14 protein-coding genes are annotated in these 20908 nt (G+C 75.6%); 8 read left to right on the top strand and 6 right to left on the bottom strand.

What is annotated here, in order from left to right:
• Positions 1-28 precede the first annotated feature (28 nt).
• From ACFWXO_RS10940 to ACFWXO_RS10960, 5 genes are all read left to right on the top strand, one after another.
• Positions 29-826, top strand: coding sequence for a hypothetical protein (locus ACFWXO_RS10940; protein ID WP_380523241.1), 798 nt, complete (start codon positions 29-31; stop codon positions 824-826).
• A 64-nt stretch (positions 827-890) separates the two neighbouring features.
• Positions 891-2912, top strand: a complete 2022-nt coding sequence (locus tag ACFWXO_RS10945; RefSeq protein ID WP_375888221.1) for a flotillin family protein — start codon at positions 891-893, stop codon at positions 2910-2912.
• Between the two features lie 47 nt (positions 2913-2959).
• The gene (locus ACFWXO_RS10950) at positions 2960-7690 is read left to right on the top strand and encodes a DNA repair ATPase (protein WP_380523242.1); all 4731 of its coding nucleotides are present in this window, start codon (positions 2960-2962) and stop codon (positions 7688-7690) included.
• Between the two features lie 70 nt (positions 7691-7760).
• On the top strand, positions 7761-8561 hold the full coding sequence (locus ACFWXO_RS10955; protein WP_380523243.1) for an ABC transporter ATP-binding protein: 801 nt from the start codon (positions 7761-7763) through the stop codon (positions 8559-8561).
• Entirely contained in the window at positions 8555-11119 is a 2565-nt protein-coding gene (locus ACFWXO_RS10960) for an ABC transporter permease (protein WP_380523244.1), read from the top strand. The genes ACFWXO_RS10955 and ACFWXO_RS10960 overlap by 7 nt, the downstream gene beginning before the upstream one ends.
• Before the next feature lie 158 nt (positions 11120-11277).
• On the opposite strand, the gene ACFWXO_RS10965 is transcribed toward ACFWXO_RS10960, so the two are convergent.
• The gene (locus ACFWXO_RS10965) at positions 11278-11889 is read right to left on the bottom strand and encodes a TetR/AcrR family transcriptional regulator C-terminal ligand-binding domain-containing protein (protein ID WP_380523245.1); all 612 of its coding nucleotides are present in this window, start codon (positions 11887-11889) and stop codon (positions 11278-11280) included.
• 146 nt (positions 11890-12035) lie between these two features.
• Here ACFWXO_RS10965 and ACFWXO_RS10970 point away from each other — a divergent pair, with 146 nt between their 5' ends.
• The 3 genes from ACFWXO_RS10970 to ACFWXO_RS10980 all read left to right on the top strand — a co-directional run bounded on the left by ACFWXO_RS10970 (position 12036) and on the right by ACFWXO_RS10980 (position 15131).
• A complete protein-coding gene (locus ACFWXO_RS10970; protein ID WP_380523246.1) occupies positions 12036-13088 on the top strand; it encodes an alpha/beta fold hydrolase in 1053 nt (350 codons plus the stop codon).
• 94 nt (positions 13089-13182) lie between these two features.
• Positions 13183-14049 (top strand): methyltransferase domain-containing protein, encoded by an 867-nt coding sequence (locus tag ACFWXO_RS10975; RefSeq protein WP_380523247.1) that lies wholly within the window; start codon positions 13183-13185, stop codon positions 14047-14049.
• Positions 14050-14054: 5 nt separating this feature from the next.
• On the top strand, positions 14055-15131 hold the full coding sequence (locus ACFWXO_RS10980) for an aromatic ring-hydroxylating dioxygenase subunit alpha (RefSeq protein WP_375888205.1): 1077 nt from the start codon (positions 14055-14057) through the stop codon (positions 15129-15131).
• Between the two features lie 8 nt (positions 15132-15139).
• Here ACFWXO_RS10980 and ACFWXO_RS10985 read toward each other — a convergent pair whose 3' ends face one another.
• The 5 genes from ACFWXO_RS10985 to ACFWXO_RS11005 all read right to left on the bottom strand — a co-directional run bounded on the left by ACFWXO_RS10985 (position 15140) and on the right by ACFWXO_RS11005 (position 20830).
• Complete coding sequence (locus ACFWXO_RS10985) at positions 15140-16831, bottom strand: FAD-dependent oxidoreductase (RefSeq protein ID WP_380523248.1); 1692 nt, start codon at positions 16829-16831, stop codon at positions 15140-15142.
• Between the two features lie 35 nt (positions 16832-16866).
• The gene (locus tag ACFWXO_RS10990; protein WP_380523249.1) at positions 16867-17808 is read right to left on the bottom strand and encodes a diiron oxygenase; all 942 of its coding nucleotides are present in this window, start codon (positions 17806-17808) and stop codon (positions 16867-16869) included.
• Positions 17809-18185: 377 nt separating this feature from the next.
• Positions 18186-19208 carry an RNA ligase family protein gene (locus ACFWXO_RS10995; RefSeq protein ID WP_380523250.1) on the bottom strand — a complete coding sequence of 341 codons (1023 nt, stop codon included), beginning with the start codon at positions 19206-19208 and terminating at the stop codon, positions 18186-18188.
• A gap of 110 nt (positions 19209-19318) precedes the next feature.
• The gene (locus tag ACFWXO_RS11000; RefSeq protein WP_380407583.1) at positions 19319-19900 is read right to left on the bottom strand and encodes a TetR/AcrR family transcriptional regulator; all 582 of its coding nucleotides are present in this window, start codon (positions 19898-19900) and stop codon (positions 19319-19321) included.
• Positions 19901-20056: 156 nt separating this feature from the next.
• On the bottom strand, positions 20057-20830 hold the full coding sequence (locus ACFWXO_RS11005; protein WP_380523251.1) for a flavodoxin family protein: 774 nt from the start codon (positions 20828-20830) through the stop codon (positions 20057-20059).
• Between the last annotated feature and the right edge of the window lie 78 nt (positions 20831-20908).

Genomic DNA, 20908 nt, shown 5'->3' on the forward strand with positions numbered 1-20908 from the left:
GCCCGGTGCCGGGGGAAAGGCGGGGGGCATGGCCGGGACGGGGGACTTCTTCGCGGCCGCGCTGGCCTTTCCGACGGCGCTGTTCAGCTTCGCGCTGGTGGTGGTCGTCGGGTACTGGCTGCTGATGCTGATCGGCGGCCTGGGGTTCGACGCCGTGCACGGGGGGCACGGCGTCGGGCACCACCTGGGTGCCGGGCACGCCGGACATGTGGGCCCGGCGGGTCACGTCGGACACGGTGCCAGGGGGCACGGTGTCGGGGGGAACGTGGCCCACAGGGCGTCCGGCGGGCACGGCGCCGGTGGGGGGACCGCCGACGGGGGGACCGCCGACGGGGGGACCGCCGACGGAGCCCACGGCACGGGCCACCACGGGGGCGTGCTGGACGCGCTGGGACTGGGCGGGGTGCCCGCGACGGTGGCGGTGTCGCTGCTGGTCGCGCTCGCCTGGTTCGTCAGCCTGTCCGGCACCGTCCTCACCTCCGGGGCACCGGCGCGCGGCGGCGTGTTCGTCGTCGCGCTGGTCGCCTCCTGGGCGGGCACCCGGGTGCTCGTCCGACCGCTGCGGCGGCTGTTCCCCGAGGACCGGCCGGTCACCCGGGGCGACTTCGTCGGCCGGGTCTGCGTGATCCGCACCGGCCGGGTGACGGCCGACTTCGGACAGGCCGAGGTGACCGCCGGGGACGGCTCCACCGCCACCGTGCAGGTCCGCACCCCGCAGGCGGAACCGGAGCTCACCGCCGGGCGCACCGCACTGATCTACGACTACGACGCGGACGGCGAGCACTTCCTGGTCGCGCCGTTCGACCCGTCCCCGCCGGGCCTCTGACGCCTCGTCAATACAGCTTCCCCGTCAACCACTTCGCACCACCATCCCGTCAAAGGACTCCGTGATGGACACCATCGCCGTGGGTTTCGGCGTACTCATCGCCGTCGTGCTGCTCATCCTGCTCGCCGCGCTGCTCTTCGTGGGGCGCCTGTTCCAGAAGGTCGAGCAGGGCAAGGCCCTGATCGTCTCCCGCACCAAGAGCGTGGACGTCACCTTCACCGGGGCGATCGTCCTGCCGGTCCTGCACAAGGCCGAGTTGATGGACATCACGGCGAAGACGGTGGAGATCCACCGGGCCGGCCGGGACGGCCTGATCTGCCGGGACAACATCCGGGCGGACATCCGGATCTCCTTCTTCGTCCGGGTGAACAAGACCGTCGAGGACGTCGTCAAGGTGGCCCAGTCGATCGGCACCGCCCGGGCCAGCGACCCGCAGGCGATCCAGGACTTCTTCGCGGCGAAGTTCGCCGAGGCGCTCAAGACCGTCGGCAAGCAGCTGGACTTCACCGACCTGTACACCCACCGGCACGAGTTCCGGGACCAGATCATCGCGGTCATCGGCACCGACCTCAACGGCTACACCCTCGAGGACGCGGCCATCGACCACCTCGAACAGACCCCGATGAGCCAGCTGGACGGCGACAACATCCTGGACGCCCAGGGCATCCGCAAGATCACCGAGCTGACCGCGATCGAGCACGTGCGCACCAACGAGTACCAGCGCAACGAGGAGAAGGAGATCACCCGGCAGAACGTGGACGCCCGGGAGACAGTCCTGGAGCTGGAGCGCCGCCAGGCCGACGCCGAGATCCGCCAGCGCCGCGAGATCGAGACCCTGCGGGCCAAGGAGGACGCGGTGATCGCCCGGGTGCAGGAGGAGGAGCGGCTCACCGCCCAGACCGCCTTCCTGCGCACCGAGGAGGTGCTCGGGGTGCAGCGGGAGAACCAGGCCCGCGAGGTCGCGGTGGCGCAGAAGAACCGCGAGCGGGTCATCGCGGTGGAGAACGAGCGGATCGAGAAGGACCGCCTGCTGGAGGTCGTCGGCCGCGAGCGGGAGACCGAACTCGCCGTGATGGCCAAGCAGAAGGAGGTCGAGTCCCGCCGCCGGGAGGTCGCCGACGTGGTCCGCGAGCGGGTCGCGGTCGAGCGCACCGTCGCCGAGCAGGAGGAGGCCGTGAAGACCCTGCGGGCCGTCGAGGAGGCCGAGCGGATGCGCAAGGCCGTGGTCATCCAGGCCGAGGCGGAGGCCCAGGAGAAGCTGGTCAAGGACATCAAGGCCGCCGAGGCCGCCGAGCAGGCCGCCTCGCACAAGGCCCGCGAGTCGCTGGTGCTGGCCGAGGCCCGGCAGCAGGCCGCCGAACTGGACGCGGCCGCCAAGGTCAAGCTGGCCGAGGGCGTCCGGGCGGAGGCCGCCGCCGAGGGCCTGGCCCGGGTGCAGGTGCGGGAGCAGGAGGCCGCCGCGGTGGAGAAGGTCGGCCGCGCCGAGGCCGTGGTGCAGACCGAGAAGGCCAGGGCGAGCGCGCTGGAGGTCGGCGCCAAGCTCAAGGCCGAGGCCGAGGGCCTGACCGAGAAGGCCGCGGCGATGGCCAAGCTGGACGAGGCCTCGCGCGGGCACGAGGAGTACCGGCTGCGGCTGGCCGCCGAGAAGGACGTCCGCCTGGCCGGGCTGGACACCCAGCGGCAGATCGCCGAGGCGCAGGCCGCGCTGGTCGCCGCCGGGCTGGAGAAGGCCAAGATCGACATCGTCGGCGGGGACTCGGTCTTCTTCGACCGGCTGGTGCAGTCGGTGACGGCCGGCAAGAGCGTGGACGCCTTCGTCGGCCACTCGCAGACCGCCCAGGCCCTGGCCGGGCCCTGGCTGGACGGCAGCGCCGACTTCACCAAGGACCTCACCCGGGTGCTGTCCTCGGTCTCCACCGCGGACGTGCAGAACCTGACGGTGTCCGCGCTGCTCCTCAAGCTGATCGGCGGCGGCGGCGAGCAGGCCGGACAGCTGCGCCAACTGCTCGACTCCGCACGGAAGCTGGGCATCGCGGAGACCCCGATCGGGGCGCTCACCGGCGCCGCCGTGAACGGCAGCAAGTAGTCACCCGCCGAGCAGCAGCAGGCAGACACCCGCCGAACACCAGGGGAATGACCGTGGAAGCCCTCGACGACGCCCGGCCCGACGCCGGCAGCTACGAGGTCCTGCGTGGCCGGCTCGCCCGGGCCGCCGCCGAACTCGCCGACCGCGCGGAGGCGTTGAACACCCGCCGGGTCGCCGAGTTCGGCGGCGGGGAACTACGGCTCACCGGCACCGGGCGGCTCACCACCGCCCGGGCCTGCCTGCCGCAGGACCTCACCGCCGTCGGCGGCCGACTGCTGCTCGGCACCCGCCCGGCCGAGGCGGAGGGCGGCACCGAGGACTTCACCGACCTCCTCTCCCTCCACCGGCCCGACGACCTCTCCCCCGCCGACGGCACCCTGCTGGACGACCCCCGGCTGCGCCAGGACCTCACCGACCTGCGCCGCTACTTCCGCGACGCCCGGCTGGAACGGCTGCGCCCGGTCGGCGGCCGGCTGCTCGCCGTCTTCCGCACCGGCCCGGCCGCCACCGACGTCCGGGTGCTGCGCTGGCGCCTCGACGACGACCGCGCCACCTACCAGGACGGCCGCGGCGAACGCGACCACACCCCCGCCGACGGCCGCCAGCTCGACTGGACCCCGCTCACCCGCGACGACCAGCTGCCCGCCGCCCCCGGCACCGCACCGCGCGCCGGCCTCGCCGGGGAACTCCACCTCGGCGTGGACGGCGGCCGGCTCACCCTCACCACCCCCGACGGCCGCGAACTGCACCGGGAACCGCTCGCCGAGGCCCTCCAGACCCTCGCCGACGCCCAGGTCGCCCACGCCCGGCTCGCCACCCTGCTGCTGGTGCGGGTCCGCCCGTACCAGGAGGAGACCGTCCGGCACCTGGTGGTCCACCTGCCCACCGGCCGGGTCACCCGGATCGACGCCCTCGGCCAGGCCTGCCTGCGGCTGCCCGCCGACCAGGGCGTGGCCTTCCCCGGCGGCTGCCACCTCGCCGACGGCACCGTGCGCACCTTCGACCAGCCGGTCGACGGCCTCGCCTACGAACGCACCGTCCTCTCCCCCAACGGCGAGGACCTGCTGTACGAGTTCCGCTCCGCCACCGACGGCCGGGCGCTGCTCCAGCCGTACAACTCCGTCCGCCAGGAGGCCGCCGCCCCGCTCGCCTGCCAGGGCTACGCACTGCTCGACGACGGCACCCTGATCGCGCTGCGCCCCGCCGAGGACGGCCCGACCCGGCTGCACCCCGTCCAGCTCTGGCAGAGCCCGTTCACCAGCGAGCGGCACGCCGCCCAACAGCCGCCCGGCACCGGCCCGCTGGCCCGGATCGGCAACGCCGACCTGGTCCGCGGCCTGGCCGACTGCCTCGCCCTCGCCCGGCTGGCCGCGGCCGGCGCCGACACCCCGGCCGGGCACCACGCCGTGCTCACCGCCTGCACCCGCACCGCCGACCGGCACCACTGGCTCGGCCAGAGCGGCCTCGGCGACCTCGCCGCACCGCTCGCCGAGATCCGCGACACCGCCCGGCAGGTGATCGCCGAGTACGAGGCGGTCGCCCAGCTCACCGCCCACGCCGCCGCCCGCACCGAGGAGACCGCCGAACACGTCGAGGGCCTGCTGCGCACGGCGCGCGGCGAGACCATCGCCGACGCCGCCGAATGGGTCGACCGGCTGGCCGCGCTGCGCCGCGCCCAGGGCCGGGTGGAGGCCCTGCGGGACCTGCCGCGCGCCCGGGCGGAACGGATCGACGCGCTGGCCGAGCACCTCGCCGAGGGGCTGGCCGAGGCCGCCGACCGAGCAGTGGTCCAGCTCGCCGAACCCGCCGCCTTCGAGCCCCACCGGCGCCGGGCCGGCGAGCTGGCCGAGCGCTGCGCCGCGCTGGCGACCGCCGCCGAGGCCGAGCCGCTGGGCCTCGAACTCACGGCGCAGAGCGAGGCGTTGCAGACCGTCTCGGAGCTGGTCGGCACCCTCGACCTGGCCGACGCCACCACCCGCACCGCCATCCTGGACCGGCTCGCCGACGTCCTCGGACTGCTCAACCGGGCCCGCAGCACGCTGACCGTCCGCCGCCGCGAGCTGCGCACCCGCGAGGCCGCCGCCGAGTTCGCCGCCGAGACGGCGCTGCTCGCCCAGGCCGTCACCGCGGCGCTGGCCGCCGCCGACACCCCCGAGGCCTGCGACGACCGGCTCGGCCGCCTGCTGCTGCGGATCGAGCAGCTGGAGACCCGCTTCGCCGACGCCGACCCGGCGCTCGGCGAACAGCTCACCGAACGCCGCACCGAGATCCACGACGCCCTCACCGCCCGCCGCCAGCACCTGCTGGAGCAGCGGGCCGGCCGGGCCGACCGGCTGGCCGCCTCCGCCGAACGGATCCTCGACACCCTGCACCGGCGGCTGGCCGCCCTGGGCACTCTCGAGGAGATCGAGGCCGCGTTCGCCGCCGACCCGACGGCCGTCAAACTCCGCGACCTCGCCGGACAGTTGACCGCCCTCGGCGACCGGGTCCGGGCCGAGGAGCTGACCGGACGGCTGCGCGCCGCGCGCGGCCGCGCCCACCGGGCGCTGCGCGACCGCGCCGAGCTCGCCGGAGACGGCCCCGGCACCCTGCGACTGGGCCGCCACCTGTTCGCGGTCACCACCCAGCGCCCCGAACTCACCCTGCTGCCCTGGCGGGGCCGGCCCGCCTTCACCCTCACCGGCACCGACTACCGCGCCCCGGTCACCGACCCGGCCTTCGCCGCCACCGAACGGTACTGGGACCGGCCGCTGCCCTCCGAGACGCCCGCGCTCTACCGCGCCGAGTACCTGGCCGCGAGCCTGCTGCTGGCCGCCGAGCCGGGGGAGCCCGACGGCGACCTGCTGGAGTACGTCCGGCGGGCCGCCGAACGGCGCCCGGACGAGGGCTACCAGCGCGGGGTGCACGACCACGACGCCGCGCTGGTGCTCCGCGCCCTGCTCGAACTCCGCGCCGAGGCGGGCCTGTTGCGGCACCCGGCGGCGGCCCGGGCGGCCGCCCAGCTGTACTGGGCGCACGGCGCGGACGAACGGCAGCGGCTGGTCTGGCACACCCGGGCCCGCTCGCTGGGCCTCGCCCGGCAGGCGTACGGCGGCGCGGTGCCGGCGCTGGCCGCCCTGACGGCCGAACTGTCGGCCGCCGTGGCAGAGTTCGCCCCGACCGGGTCCGGCCCGGGCGCGGCCGGGGCCGAACCGGCCGGACCCTACCTGGTCGCCGAACTCGCCTCCGAGACACTGGAGTTCGCCTACTCCCCCGGGGCCCGCGCACTGCTGGAGAAGTTCCACGCCGCCCCGGAGTCCGCCGGGCTGACCGAGGCCCTGACCGCCCTGCCGGAAGACCCCTCCCTGCTCCCCGTACGGCACCAACTGGCCACCGCCTGGCTGGAGTCGGCCGCCTCCGACGCCGACCCGGGCGACCTCGCCGAGGCCGCCGCCGTACTGCTCTGCCCGACGCTGCCGCGCCGCCGCGCCGAGGGCGCCGTCGGCACCCGGCTGACCGGACTGCTCGGCGACCACCCCCGCCTTCGCGGCGGCGCGCTGGACCTCCGCCTGGACGAACTGCTCGCCCGGGTCCGCGATTTCGAGGCGGTCGACGTCCCCGGGCACCGCGCCTACCAGCGGCTGCGCGGTGAGCTGCTGGCCGCCGAACACGCCCGGCTGCGGCTCGACCAGTACCGGCCCGCATCGCTCAACGGCTTCGTCCGCAACCGGCTGATCGACCAGGTGTACCTGCCGCTGATCGGCGACAACCTCGCCAAGCAGCTCGGCACCGCCGGCCCCGGCGGCCCCGTGGACCGCAGCGGCCTGCTGCTGCTGGTCTCCCCGCCCGGCTACGGCAAGACCACCCTGGTCGAGTACCTCGCCGAGCGGCTCGGCCTGCTGCTGGTCTCGGTCAGCGGCCCGGCACTCGGCCACCGGGTCACCTCGCTGGACCCGGCCGAGGCCCCCGACGCCGCCGCCCGGCGCGAACTGGAGAAGCTCAACTTCGCCCTGCACGCCGGCGACAACGTGCTGCTCCACCTCGACGACGTGCAGCACACCTCGCCCGAGTTCCTGCAGCGCTTCATCCCGCTGTGCGACGCCCAGCGCCGGATCGACGGCGTCGCGGACGGCGGGGCCCGCGAGTGGGACCTGCGCGGCAAGCGCTTCGCCGTGGTGATGGCCGCCAACCCGTACACCGAGTCCGGCCGGCTCTTCCGGCTCCCCGACATGCTCGCCAACCGGGCCGACGTGTGGAACCTCGGCGACGCCGTGGCCGGCCGGGAGGACCTCTTCGCGCTCAGCTTCGTCGAGAACGCCCTGCCCGCCAGCCCCCACCTGGCCCCGCTCGCCACCGCCGAACGCACCGACCTGGACACCCTGCTCGCCCGCGCCGGCGGCACCCCGGGCGGCACCCTGACCGGCGCCTGGCCGGCCGCCGAGGTCGAGCGGATGACCGCCGTCCTGGCCGGGCTGCTCCACCTGCGCGGCACCGTCCTGGCCGTCAACCGCGCCTACCTCGCCTCCGCCGCCCAGGACGACCGCGCCCGCACCGAGCCGCCGTTCCTGCTCCAGGGCTCCTACCGCAACATGGCCAAGCTCGCCCAGCGCCTCGACCCGGCCCTCACCCGCCCCGAACTCGACGCCCTGCTCACCGACCACTACCGCGCCGAGGCCCAACCCCTGGGCGCCGACGCCGAGGCCCAGCTCCTGAAACTCGCCGACCTGCGCGGCACCCTGACCCCGGAGCAGGCGCAGCGCTGGGAGCGGTTGAAGCGCCGGTGGTGCGAGGGGGTGTAGCTGGCTGTACCCCCGGAAGTGAACCCCTGGCCATTGAGCCGCCCCCGCCCCGGGCGGTGGGATGGGGATCATGAACGCCGCCGCCCCCGCCACCGACCTCGCCGTCGAACTCCGCTCCGTCCGCCGGACCTACCGGCGCGGGCCCGAACCCGTCGTCGGGCTCGACGACGTGACCGTCGGGTTCCCCTTCGGCACCTTCACCGCCGTCATGGGGCCGTCCGGGTCGGGCAAGTCGACGCTGCTGCGGGCCGCCGCCGGGCTGGAGGCGGTCGACCGGGGCGAGGTGCGGGTGGACGGTGCCGTGCTCGGCGGGCTGCGGGACAAGGAGCTGACGGTGCTGCGCCGGGAGCGGATCGGCTTCGTCTTCCAGTCCTTCAACCTGCTGCCCGCGCTGACCGCGGCGCAGAACGTGGCGCTCCCGGCCAGGCTGTCCGGCCGCCGCCCCGCCGCGGCGGAGGTGGCCGCCGCGCTGGCGGCCGTCGGCCTCGCCGACCGGGCCGGGCACCGGCCGGGCGAGCTCTCCGGCGGCCAGCAGCAGCGGGTCGCCATCGCCCGGGCGCTGATCACCCGCCTGGCGGTGCTGCTCGCCGACGAGCCGACCGGCGCGCTGGACACCCGCAGCGGCCGCGAGGTGCTCACCCTGCTGCGCGGGATGGCCGACGACCCCGGCCGCGCGGTGGTGATGGTCACCCACGACCCGGTCGCCGCCTCGTCCGCGGACCGGGTGCTCTTCCTCCGGGACGGACGGCTGGCCGGCTCCCTGGAGCGGCCGACCGCCGAGCAGGTCGCCGCCCGGATGACCGCGCTGGAGACCGACCCGGTGGAGGCCGACCCGGTGGAGGCCCGTACCCCGGAGGCCCTCGCATGCTGAGCCTCGCCCTCGCCTCCGTCCGGCTCCGCTGGGCCTCCTTCGTCGGCAGCTTCGTCGCCCTGGCCTGCGGCGTCGCCCTGCTGGCCACTTCGCTCCTGGTCATCTCGGCCACCGTCGGCGTCCCGGACCAGGGGCGCCAGCGCTTCTCCGAGGCCCCGGTGCTGGTGATCGCCGACCTGAACGTGGACTTCACGCCCGCGGGCGGCGGCGACGTCCAACCGACCCAGGTCCCCGCCCAGCCGGGCCTGCCCGCCGGGCTGCTCGCCGCCGTGGCCGCGACCGGCCGCACGGTCGAGGACCACACCTTCTACGCCCAACTCGCGGACGGCCCGCGCGACCAGGTCGGCCGGGCCTGGTCGAGCGCCGCCCTGGGCGGCTACCGGCTCACCGCGGGCACCGCGCCCGCCACCGACGACCAGGTCGTGCTCGGCGGCGGCCGCCCGGAGCAGATCGGCCGGTCGGTCCGGTTCGTCACCGCCGACGGCCCGCACACCGCGACGGTCTCCGGCGTCACCGGGGCCGAGGCCTTCGAGCACGCCGTCTTCTTCACCGACGCCCGGGCCGCCCGGTTCAGCCCCGCCGTCGGCGCGCTGGCCGCCTTCGGCCCCGCCGACGCCGTACGCCGGGCCGTGGAGGCCAACGGCGGGGCCGGCGTGGCCCGGGTGCTCACCGGTGCCGAGCGCGCCCAGGCCGACCCGCACCACGCCGAGGTCGCCGCCCGGCTGGACGGCGTGCAGACGCCGCTCGGCCTGTCCGCCGCGGTCTCCGGCGGCACCGCGGTGTTCGTGGTGGGCGGCACCTTCGCGCTGTCGATCGCCCAGCGCCGCCGCGAACTCGCCCTGCTGCGGCTGATCGGCGCCACCCGCCGCCAGCTGCGCGCCCTGGTCCTCCGGGAGGCGCTGGTGGTCGGTGTGCTGGCCTCCGCCGCCGGGTGCGCGCTCGGCGCGGTCGGGGCGGCGCCGGCCGGCCGCTGGCTGGTCGACCACGACCTGGTGCCGGACGGGTTCACCGTCCCGGTGACCGGGTGGGGGCTGCTCGTCGCAGGCGCGATCGGGCTGCTGACCGCGCTCACCGGCGTGCTGTCCTCCGCAGTGAAGGCCGGCCTGATCAGCCCCGGCGAGGCGCTCGCGGAGGCGGACGCCGAGCGGACCTCGCGCGCCGCCCTGGCGTTCCGCTGGGCGAGCGGCCTGCTGGTGCTCGGCGGCGGCATCGCCGCCCTCGCGCTGACCGCCCGCGGCTGGCCGGACGCAGCGGCGAGCGTCGCCGACGCGCTCGCCCTGCTGCTGCCGATCGTGGCCGGCTGCGTGCTGCTGGCGGCCGTGCTGGCCGGGCCGGCGATCCGGCTGCTGACGGCGCTGCCCGCACTGGTGGCCCGGCTGCGCGGCCGGTCCGTCGAGGACGGCGGCGGCATCGTCTGGGCGACCGCCCGGCAGAGTGCGCTGACGGCCTTCCGGCGCACCGCCGCGACCACCACCCCGGTGGTGCTGATCGTCGCCTTCGCCGGCTGCCTGGTCGGCAGCATCGACACCATCGACCGCGCCCAGGTCACCGAGACCCGCACCCAGCTGTCCGCCGCCGACCTGGTGGTCGTGCCGGCCGGCACCCCCGGGCTGAGCCGGACCGTGGCGGACCGGGTCCGGGCCGTCCCCGGGGTGCGGGCGGCGGTGATCACCCCGACCTCGCTCATGGCCGCCGTGGACGACGGCCAGGCCCTGGTGCCCTTCCGCGCCGCGACGGCGGACCCGGCCGCGCTGGCCGCCGTCGACCGGCTCCCGGTCGTCGCCGGCTCGCTGGCCGACCTCGGCCCGGGCTCGGTCGTGCTCAGCCGCACCTGGCCGGGCTCGCCCGCGGTCGGCGCGCGGATCGCCGTCCGGCTGGCCGACGGCACCCCGCGGGAGCTGCGGGTCGCGGCCCTGCTGGGCACCGGCGCCGAGGCCGTCCAGGCCTGGGTGACCGACCCCGACGCCGTCACCAGCGGGGTCGGCGGGCCGGCCCTGGCCGAGCGGATCGACCTGCGGCTGCCGCCCGGCGCCGACCGCGCGCAGGCCGCCGCCGCCCTGCGGACGGCCGTGGACGGGCTGGGCGCCCGGCTCGAAACGCCGGAGCAGGTCTGGTCGGCCGCCACCGACAGCACCACGCGGGACTCCTGGAACGCCCTGCTGATGATCCTCGGCCTGGCGATCGGCTACGCGGTGATCACGCTGGCCAACTCGCTGGTGATGACGACCGGCGACCGGCGGCGGGAGCTGTCCCTGCTGCGGCTGGCCGGCGCCACCCGGGGCCAGGTGCTGCGCACGGTGGCGGTCGAGACCCTGCTCTGCGTGACGGCCGGTGCCCTGCTGGGCGGGCTGGGCACGGCGATCAGCGTCGGCGGCTCCTGGACGGCGCTGACCGCGCTGGTCGGCCCGACGCCCGTGCTGGTGCCGTGGACGGTGATGGGCGTGCTGGCCGCCTGTTGCGCGGCCGTCGCGCTGCCGGCGGCGGTCCTCCCGGCCGCGCTGGCCCTGCGCGGCCGGGACGGCGGCGGCATCCTGCACGGCGCGGCCGGCCCGGCCTGAGGCCCGGCTGCCCGGCTGCTCGGCTGCCCGGCTGCCCGGCTGCTCGACTGATCGGCTCTCGGCTGCTCGGCGAGGGGCCGGTGAACTCCCCTGGAGTCACCGGCCCTTGCGCGTCCGCCCGTCAGGCCCGCGCGTCAGACCCGCGTCAGACCCGCCCGTCAGGCCCGCGCGCGCAGCCCGTCCAGCAGGGCGTCGGCGAGCCGTTCCGGCAGGTCGGGGTCGACCGAGCGGTGTCCGAGCACGGCCCGGGTCTGGATCGGGGCGCAGAGCAGTTCCAGGGCGAGGCGGGCGTCGGTGCCGGCCGGGAGTTCACCGCGCTCGACGGCCCGGTGCACGATGACGCCGGCCCGGTCGAGGCGGGTCTGCCAGAAGGCCTGCCAGGACTCGGCGAGGGCCGGGTCGTCGGAGTTGTGCGCGGCCGCGTGGACGACGGCACGGCCGAGCGGGGTGGCGGTGTAGTCGGCCAGGGCGCGGGCGAAGGCGGCCAGGTCGGTGCGGACGGCCCCGGTGTCGGGGACGGGGATCCCCTCGTCGCTGGCGGTCAGCATGGCGTCCAGCGCCAGCTTCTCCCGACTGCCCCAACGCCGGTACACGGTGGTCTCGTTGACCCCGGCGCGGGCGGCGACGTCGGCGATGCCGAGCCGGGCGAGACCGCCCTCGGCGAGGGCCTCCATGGCCGCGGCCAGGACGGCCTGGCGCACCCGGGCGGCCCGCCCGCCGGGGCGGCGGCGGATCGGCTCCGGTTCCGGTTCCGGTTCCTGCTCGGTCATGCGGCGGTCCCCTCGTTCGGCTCGGAGGCCAGCTTAACGCAGGAGTACTTGCGTTTACGGTCCGCCAGGCGCATAGTCACTAACGCAAGAGTTCCGGCCTTAAGAACCGGAACGTCGAGAGACCCAGCAGCACGGGAGGCACCACCATGTCCTTCACCTGGCCCCTGGACCCGCAGGACCTGTTCGCCGAGCGCCACCCCCAGATGACCCTCGGCCTGCCCGCCGCCGAGGTGGACGCGGTGCGCGCCGCCGTCACCGAGATGTGGCCCGACCGGCCCGGCGGCTGGGTGCACGAGTGGTCCGCCCTGGCCGCCCGGCACGCCGCCGCCGGACGGCACCGGGAGGCCGCCCAGGCGTACGGCTGGGCCAAGTTCCCCTCGCTGGCCGACGCCCCCAAGCGCACCGCGCTCGCCCGCCAGATCGAGCAGTACGTCCTGGCCGCCCCCGGCTTCCCGGTGGAGTTCGAGCGCCGTACCGTCACCGTCCCGTACCGCGGCGGCACCACCTCCCTGCCCGTCCACCTGATGGCCGCCCCCGGCCTGCCCGCCGACGCGCCGGTACTCCTGGCCAGCGGCGGGGTGGACTCCTGGAAGGCCGACCTGCACGGCATGTGGGAGCAGCTGGCACTCGCCCTGCCGGTGCGGCTGCTGCTGTTCGACCTGGCGGGCACCGGCGAGACCGCCCACCTGCCGATGACCCCGGACGGCGGGGCCGAGGTGACCGAGGGCCTGATCGCCTTCGCCCGTACCCTCGGCGGCGGCCGGGTCGGCCACTTCGGCATCTCGATGGGCGGCTACTACGCGGCCCGCACCGGCCTGACCGACGCCGTGGACGCGGCGGCGGTGCTCGGCGGGCCGGTGGAGCGGTCCTTCGCGCGCGGCCGCGGCTTCGCCTTCGGCATGGACGGCATCGTCGGCAACGCCCTGGGCTTCGACGCGATGCCGGGCCCGACGGCCCGCGAGGACGCGTTCGCCGCCTTCGACCTGCGCCCACTGCTGGACCGGGACGCCAACGGGCCGATGCTGGTGGTCAACGGCGCGGACGACGTGCACGTCCCCCAGCACGACACCCTGGTGTTCACCGGGCGCCGGGACACCCGGGTCGAACTCGTCCCGGACACCGGCCACTGCGCGATCTCGCGCTTCGGCGAGGCGATGGGGCTGATCGTGCCCTGGCTGCGCGCCACCCTGGTCGGCTGATCAGCCCGTCCGACGACCGTACGAACCCTCCCGGCGGCGCAACCGCCCGTGGTGCCGCCGGGTGGGGTGACGGGCCCGCCGCTAGCGTGACGGCATGGTCGCCCAGGAACTCGATCTCACCGCGCTGCGCCGGGTGTACGGACGCGCCGGGAGCCGGTGGTTCTACACCCGGGTGGCGCGCAACGCCCGGCACTGGGGGTGGACCGAGCCCGGCCAGTCCAAGTGGCGGCTGTGGCGGGCCCAGCGCCAACTCCAGGACGTGCTCGGGCAGAAGCTGGCGCTGCCCGCCGGATCGCGGGTGCTGGACGCGGGCTGCGGGGCCGGGGTGGTGGCCCGGGCGATGGCGACCCGCTTCGGGCTGCTGGTCACCGGGGTCGACGTCCTGGACTTCCACCTCGCCGAGGCCCGCCGGCTGAGCGCCCGCGCCGCGCTGGCCGACCGGACCGACTTCCACTGGGGCGACTACCACGAACTCCCCTTCCCCGACGGCGGGTTCGACGGCGGGTTCGACGGCGCCTACTCGATGGAGACCCTCGTCCACTCCTACCACCCGGCCCGCGCGCTGGCCGAGTTCCACCGGGTGCTCCGCCCGGGCGGGCGGCTGGTGCTGCTCGGCCCGATGAGCACCGGCCCGGTGGACCAATTACCCGCACCCGCACGGGCCTTGCTCGAACCGTACCTGGACGCGATGGCGATGACCGGCGCCCTGCTCTACCACGCGGGCACCCTGCCGCAGCTGCTCGCCGGGGCCGGTTTCGAGGTCGAGGAGTCGCTGGACGCGACGCCCTACTACCTGCCGACCACCGAGGCGGTGCACGCGTACTTCCGGCTGCCCTGGGAGCTGCTGCGCCGCCTCGGCGACCCGGCGCGCTGGCTCAACCTCCGTTCCACCGTGGAGATGTACGCGGTGCGCGAGCACATCGCCTGGTACGTCCACACCGCCGTCAAGCCACCGAGGTGACCGCCATGGCCGAGCACTCCGCCCCGCTGCCGTACCCGAGCGGCTGGTTCTGCGTGGGCCGCGCCCGCGACCTGCCACCCGGCCGGGTGCGCACCGCCCGGCTGATGGGCGAGGACGTGGTGCTGTACCGGACGCGGCGGGGCGCGGTGCGCGCGATCGGGCCGCACTGCCCGCACCTGGGCGCGCACTTCGGCGCGGGCGGGCGGGTGCGGGGCGAGGAGCTGGTCTGCCCGTTCCACGGCTTCGCCTTCGCCCCGGACGGCTCCTGCACGGGCTCCCCGGACGGCACCCGGTTCCGCGGCGAGCTGGCGCGGCGCCGGCTGGTCGAGCGGGACGGCGCGCTGTTCGTCTGGCGGGGCGGGCCGGGGAACGGGCCGGAGGACGGGCCGGACGGCGCCGCGCCCGCCTGGGAGCTGCCGCCGGCGGTCGGGGTGCGGCCGCTGGCCTGGTGGAGCGGGGAGTTGCTCTCCCACCCGCAGGAGGTGATGGAGAACAGCGTCGACTTCCGGCACGTCGCGGTGCTGCACGGCCTGGACACCCGCGAGAGCGCACCACCGGAGCCGGACGGCCCGCTGTTCACCGTCCACCAGCGCACCACCACCCGGTTCCCGGGCCTGGGTGCGGTGAGCCTGGACCAGCCGGTGACCCTGGCCGGGCTGGGCATGATGCGGCTGACGGCCGAACTCCCCGACCTGGGCAGCTCGTTGCTGGTGTGGGTGCTGCCGACACCGCTCGCGCCCTGGCGCACCCTGGTGCGCTTCGCGGTGACCGCCACCGTACCGGTGCCGGGGGTCGGCGCGGCGCGGGCCGTGGACCGGGCGGCGTCCTGGCTGGCACTCCAGGCCTCGGTCCGGATCATCAAGCAGGACCGGCCCGTGCTCGCCCACAAGCGCTACCTGGCGCAGCCGCGACTGGTGCCCGGGGAGCGCTCGATCGGGCTGTTCCGGCGCTGGGCACGGCAGTTCTACCCGGAGGGCTCCGATGCCGGCACGGCCGTGGAGCCGACCGGCAGGACCGTGGAGCCGACCGGCGGCTCCCGGAGCGGGCCGCCCCCCGCGCAGGGCCCCTCCGGAAGGCCGTAGGACGGGCCCTAGCGTCGCCGGCCCGCCGCCAGCAGTTCCGCCACCGTCGCCAGCTTCACCCGCGGCCGTCCCTGCGCCGCACCGCGCTCGCGCTCCGCGCGGTCCACCGCGCGGAGCTCCTTCAACCCGACGGCGTCCGGCCGGCGCCGCCGCACCAGGCGTTCGAACTCCGCCCGCCCCGCCGGGGGTTCCGGCAGCACCCGGGCCACCGCGTCGTCCAGCAGCGCGTCCACCGTCTCCCGCGCGCAGGCCCGGTTGGCCCCGATCCCGCCGGAGGGCCCGCGCTTGGCCCAGCCGACCACGTACGCGCCCGGCAGCGCCTGCCCGGTTGCCGGGTCGACGACCCGGCCGCCCCGCCGGGCGACCGTCCCGGTCCGTTCGTCGAAAGGCAGCCCCGGCAGCGGCACGCCGCGGTGCCCGATGGAGCGCACCACCAGCCCGGCCCGCAGGGTCTCGCGCTCCCCCGTCGTCCCGTCGGGCACGCCGTCCCCGGTCAGCCGCGTCCGCTCGACCGTCAGCCCGGCGACCCGGCCGTCCGCCCCGGCCAGCTCCACCGGGGTCGACAGGAAGCGCAGCACGATCCGCCGGCCCGGCCCCGGCTGCGCGCCCTCGCCGCCCTCGCCGCCCTCGCCGCCCGCGTCCCCGGTGCTCACCAGCGGCAGACCCGCCAGCAGCGCGGCCCGCGAGTCCGGCGCGGCCGCCTCGATCGCCGCCCGCACCTGCGGGTGGTCCTCGACCACCAGCTCGACACCGGGCAGCCGGCGCAGCGCCAGGAACTCCGGTGCGCTCCAGGCCGCCTGCTCGGGCCCGCGCCGGGCCAGCAGCACGACCTCCCGGACCCGGCTGCGGCGCAGCGCGGCCAGGGCGTGGTCGGCGATGTCGGTGACGGCGAGTCGGTCGGGGTCGGTGAGCAGGATGCGGGCGATGTCCACCGCGACGTTGCCGTTGCCGACCACCACGACCCGTTCGGCGGACAGCTCGACCGCGTCGGCGGGCACCGTCGGGTCGGCGTTGTACCAGCCGACGAAGGAGGTCGCGGGCAGGCTGCCGGGCAGGTCCTCACCGGGCACGCCGAGCCTCCGGTCGGCGGCCGCGCCCACCGCGTACACCACCGCGTGGTGGTGCGCGGCGAGTTCCTCGTGGGTGACGTCGGTGCCGACCTCCAGGTTGAGGTGCATCCGCAGCCGGGGGTCGTGGAAGACGCTCGCGAAGCTCTCCGCGATCCGCTTGGTGGACTGGTGGTCAGGGGCGACGCCGTGCCGCAGCAGGCCGCCGGTGACCGGCAGCCGGTCGATCATGGTCAGTTCGGCGCTGGTGCAGCGCAGCAGTTCCTGGGCGGTGTACCCGGCGGAGGGACCGGTGCCGACCACGGCGATCCGCAGGGTGCCGAGTTCGCCCGGCAGGCTGCGCGGGAAGCCGGGCGCGCCCCAGGCGTGGTCGTTGGGGTGGTCGCGGTACCAGTCGCGGTTGAGGTCGCCGAAGACGACGTCCGGACCGCGCAGCCGGTCGACCGGGTACACCGCGTCCACCGGGCAGGCGTCCGCGCAGGCCCCGCAGTCGATGCACGCCTGCGGGTCGATGTAGAGCATGTCGGTGGTGCCGAACTCCGGCTCCTCCGGGGTCGGGTGGATGCAGTTGACCGGGCAGACGGACACGCACGAGGCGTCGTTGCAGCAGGTCCGGGTGATCGCGTAGGCCATGGCCGGGGTGGGTCCTCGCTGTGGGTGACGGATCGTCAGAGCATGTGCACGCGGCGGTAGATCGCCGCCGAACGGCTGGTGATCAGCCCGGTCTCGGCGAGGAAGGCCATCAGGTGCCGGGAGCTGTTGCGCATCATCGCCTTGCGGTGCTCGTTGCCCTTCACCTCGTCGAGGGCGCGGGCGACGTCCAGCCCGACGGCCTTGTAGACGCCCGGGTGGACCATGCTGCTGACGATGACGTACGCGCCGATCGCGATGCCGGTGGCCGAGGCGCGGCGCCGGGCCGGGCCCGCGTGGCGCACCCGTTCGCGGATCTCCTGCCGGGCGAACTTCATGTGCCGCGACTCCTCGACCACGTGGATCCTGGAGCTGCCGCGGACGATCTCCAGGACGTTCTCGCCGCGCATCCAGTCGCGCTGCATGACGTCCAGCACCTCCTCGGCCACCAGGATGCCGCCGTAGGCGAGTTCGCCCTTGGCGAGGGCCTTGAAGGCGCGCCCGGCCTGGGCGATCACCTTGTTGGGCCGGTAGGCGGGGACGCCCATCTTCTGGCAGGCGCGGGCGAACATGATGGAGTGGCGGCACTCGTCGGCGATCTCGGTGAGCGCGAACTGGAACTCGGCGTTGGCGGGGTTCTTGAGGTACTGGTCGCGCAGCACCATCTGCTGGAGGATCATCTCGAACCAGATGCCGGTGTTCATGATCGAGCAGACCTCGTGCCGGGTGAGCGCGATCCGCTGCTGCTCGGTCATCTCGTCCCACAGCCGGGTGCCGTAGAGGGTGCTCCACTCGGGGTTGAGGCCGTAGTGCTCCTCGGGGAGGGGCGCGTCCCAGTCGATCTCGGTCATCGGGTCGTAGGAGAGGGTGGCGGCCGACTCCAGCAGCCGCTTCGAGACGTCGTCGTCGGCCGCCGTGTGGCCGTGTTCCGCCGCCCCGTGGCCGTTCCGGTCCGCCGGCGTCTGCCGGGTGAGAGCCATGGCTGCCTCCTGGTGCCTGCCCCTGCGGGTTCCCGCTCACCCGCCTTATTAGACGGACAGTACAATAAGAGCCCGTTCCCGAGAACCCCTCGCGCAGCGCCGAACCGGCGCACAGCGGACGGCGCGCGCCCCGGCGGCGGGCGGGCACACGGACGTGCGTTTCACACGGGTGTCCGGCGTGGCCGTCTGATACGGACGTACGTGCCGGCGCGCGCCTGGGACGGACGTCCGCCCCACTCGACGTCCAGGACGGACGCACCGTGCGACTGGTCGTCTGACACGGACGTACGTCCCAGCGGGAGCCTGGGACGGACGTCCGTCCCATTGCGCGTCCGAGACGGACGTCCGTCCCATCCGCGCATCACACGGACGTACGTTCAGGACCGCCCCCGCCCCCACCGCCGCGCCCGACCCTGGGCGTCGAAGAGGACCAGGGCATCGGCGGCGGGCCGGAGGACGTCCCGCAGTGCCGACGCGGTGGCCGGCTCCAAGCCGCCGAGGGCTTCGGCGAGTTCGTCGGTGACGTCCTGGGCGATCTCGGCCGCGACCGCGTCCGGGGCCGTGCGCGGGCCCAGCTTGCTGACGGCGGCGGCCGCGCGGGCCGGGGTGAGCAGGGCGGAGGCCTGGACCAGCAGCCAGGCGGGGACGCCGGCGGCACCCTCAGGCGGGGGGAGGTAGGGGCGGGCGCCGTCGTAGCGCCCGTCCTCGGCGAATGCCTTCTGCTTGACCTTGAGCACCGGGCGGGCCGCTCCGGACTCGCGCCATTCGCCGGCGGGCTTGAGGACGTAGCCCTCGGCGAGGTTGTCGGCGAGTTCGGGCAGTCCGAACAGGGCCGGCACCCGGCTGGGGAATGCGGCGGGCAGGTCCTGGAGGGTGTTCAGCGGGCCACGGGCGAGCAGGGGGACGCAGCTCAGCCCGGCGGCGTCGGCGGCGGAGCGGAGTTCGCGGTCGGCGAGCCAGCAGCGGCCGTCGGCGGTCTCCACCGTGGCGTCGAAGGGCAGCCAGCGCAGTCCGGGGTCGTACCAGACGCCCGTCTGCACGGGTTCGACCCCGGGGGCGGCGGGCACCCCGGGGTGGGGGTAGCGGCCGCCGGCCAGCTCCCCGTACACGGTGACGACGGCGTCGCCGCCCCGGCCGGCCCGAACCGCCGCCGCGAACCGGCCCGCCGCGACGCGCAGTCGGGGCCAGATCCGGCTGACGCCGAAGAAGGCGTCGAGGTCCTCGTCCCCGAGCAGGTCGCGCCGCTTGGCGGCCCGTACGGCGTCGCCCTCGCAGACCACCGCGAAGTGCGCGCCGTGGACCTTCTCCGCCGCCGTCCACTCCCGGCTGCCGGGCGCGTCGGGGCGCCCCTTCGTGGGGATCTTCGGATAGGGCGTCAGTTCGGACCAGGAGTCGGGCACGAACAGGATCCTCGCCGCAAAGCCCCACCCCCGCAACGGAGATACCCGGCAGGGACACCAGGCGGAGACGCCCGGCGGAGCCAGCTGACGGAGCCAGCCGACGGAGACGCCTAACGCTCCCGCCACAGCCCCGCGAGATGGGCGTGCAGCAGTTCCTCGGCCTCGGCCGTGGTCCGGTGGCCGATGAGGACGTGTCCGGTGAGCCCGTCGGCGAGGGCGAGCAGCGTACGGGCTTCGCGCCGGGGGTCGAGGGTGGGGGCGGCCTCGGCGACGAGTCGGGCGAGCAGCCCCTCCAGGTCGGTGTAGCCGGCCCGCAGGTCGGCGGCCAGGGCGGGGTTGACGGCGGCCGCGGCGAGGAAGGCGAGCCAGATCCGGGCCTCGGCGCGGTGTTCCTCGCGCAGCAGCGCGACTTCGCCGACGACGTGGCCGACCGTGCTGGCGGCGGACTGGGCGGGGCCGGCGACGAGTCGGCCCCGGGCCCGTTCGGTGACGCGTGCGCCGATGTGGCCGAGGGCGAACCGGAGCATCTCCTCCTTGTTGCGGAAGCAGCGTTGGACGGCGCCCATGGAGACGTCGGCGCGGGTGGCGACGTCCCGCAGGGTCGCGCCTTCCAGGCCTTGGGCGTCGATCAGCGCGCAGACGGCGTCGGCGATCCGTCGGCGCCGCTCCTCGTGGTCGACCTGCTTGGGCATCCGCCACGCACCTTCCGACTCCGCCCGATTCCACCCGCCTCCGGGCTCCACCCCGGGACATTCCGATGCAACCGTATCGGATCCGCCGCCGGGAGCCCAACAGCCGCCCAGCCGCCAGCCCCGGGCCCCGGCGACCCACCCCCTCAGCCCACCCCCTCAGCCCGCCGCCGGCACCCCCGGCGCACTCGGCGCCCCCGACGCACCTGGCACACCCGACACCTCCACCCCCGCCTCCCGCAGGATCGCCGACAGCGCACGGGCCTCGTGCTCCGTCATCCGCGTCGTCTCGTACGGCACCGCGTTCACCCAGCGCTGGGCCAGCCGGGCGATCCGCTCGCCGTACCGTTCGGCGGTGGCCAGGTCCCCGCGCGACCCGGCGTGCTCCGGCCCCTGGTCGGCGTTGCTCTGGCTCATCAGCCCCAGCCAGGAGCCCAGCCGGTTGACGTCGTCCCGGCTGCCGCCGCTCCAGTTGTTGCCCGGCATGTCGCCGACGCCGATCCACTGCATGCCCAACTGTGCACCGAAGACGGCCAGTTGCTCCAGCACGGCGAGCTTGTCGCCGCTCTGCGAAGCCGACATGGTGAACCCGCCGGCCAGCTTGTCCTTCCAGCTCTGGGTGACGAACGGCGTGAACGCGGCCTCCATGAACGCCTTGAACACCGCCGACACGCTGCCCATCAGCGTCGGACTGCCGAACACGATGGCGTCGGAGCGGTCCAGCAGGGCCAGCACCTCCGGGTCGTGCCAGCGGCCCGCATTGACGTCCTCGGCCCGGATCTCGACCAGGTGCACCTCCGCGCCCGGCACCCGCCGGGCGCCGGCGGCGAGGTGCTCGGCCAGCACCCGGGTGTGGCCGTGCACCGAGTGGAACACCACGCCGACCGTGACCGCCGGCACTGCCCGGCCGGACTCAACACCGTTGACTGCCATGTCTCTTCACCGTTCTCGTCGATCGACTGCGCTGCTTGTCCTCCCATCTCAGCCCGTGCGCGGTCCGGCATCAACGCC

The organism is Kitasatospora sp. NPDC059088, assembly GCF_042738155.1.
Lineage (GTDB): Bacteria > Actinomycetota > Actinomycetes > Streptomycetales > Streptomycetaceae > Kitasatospora.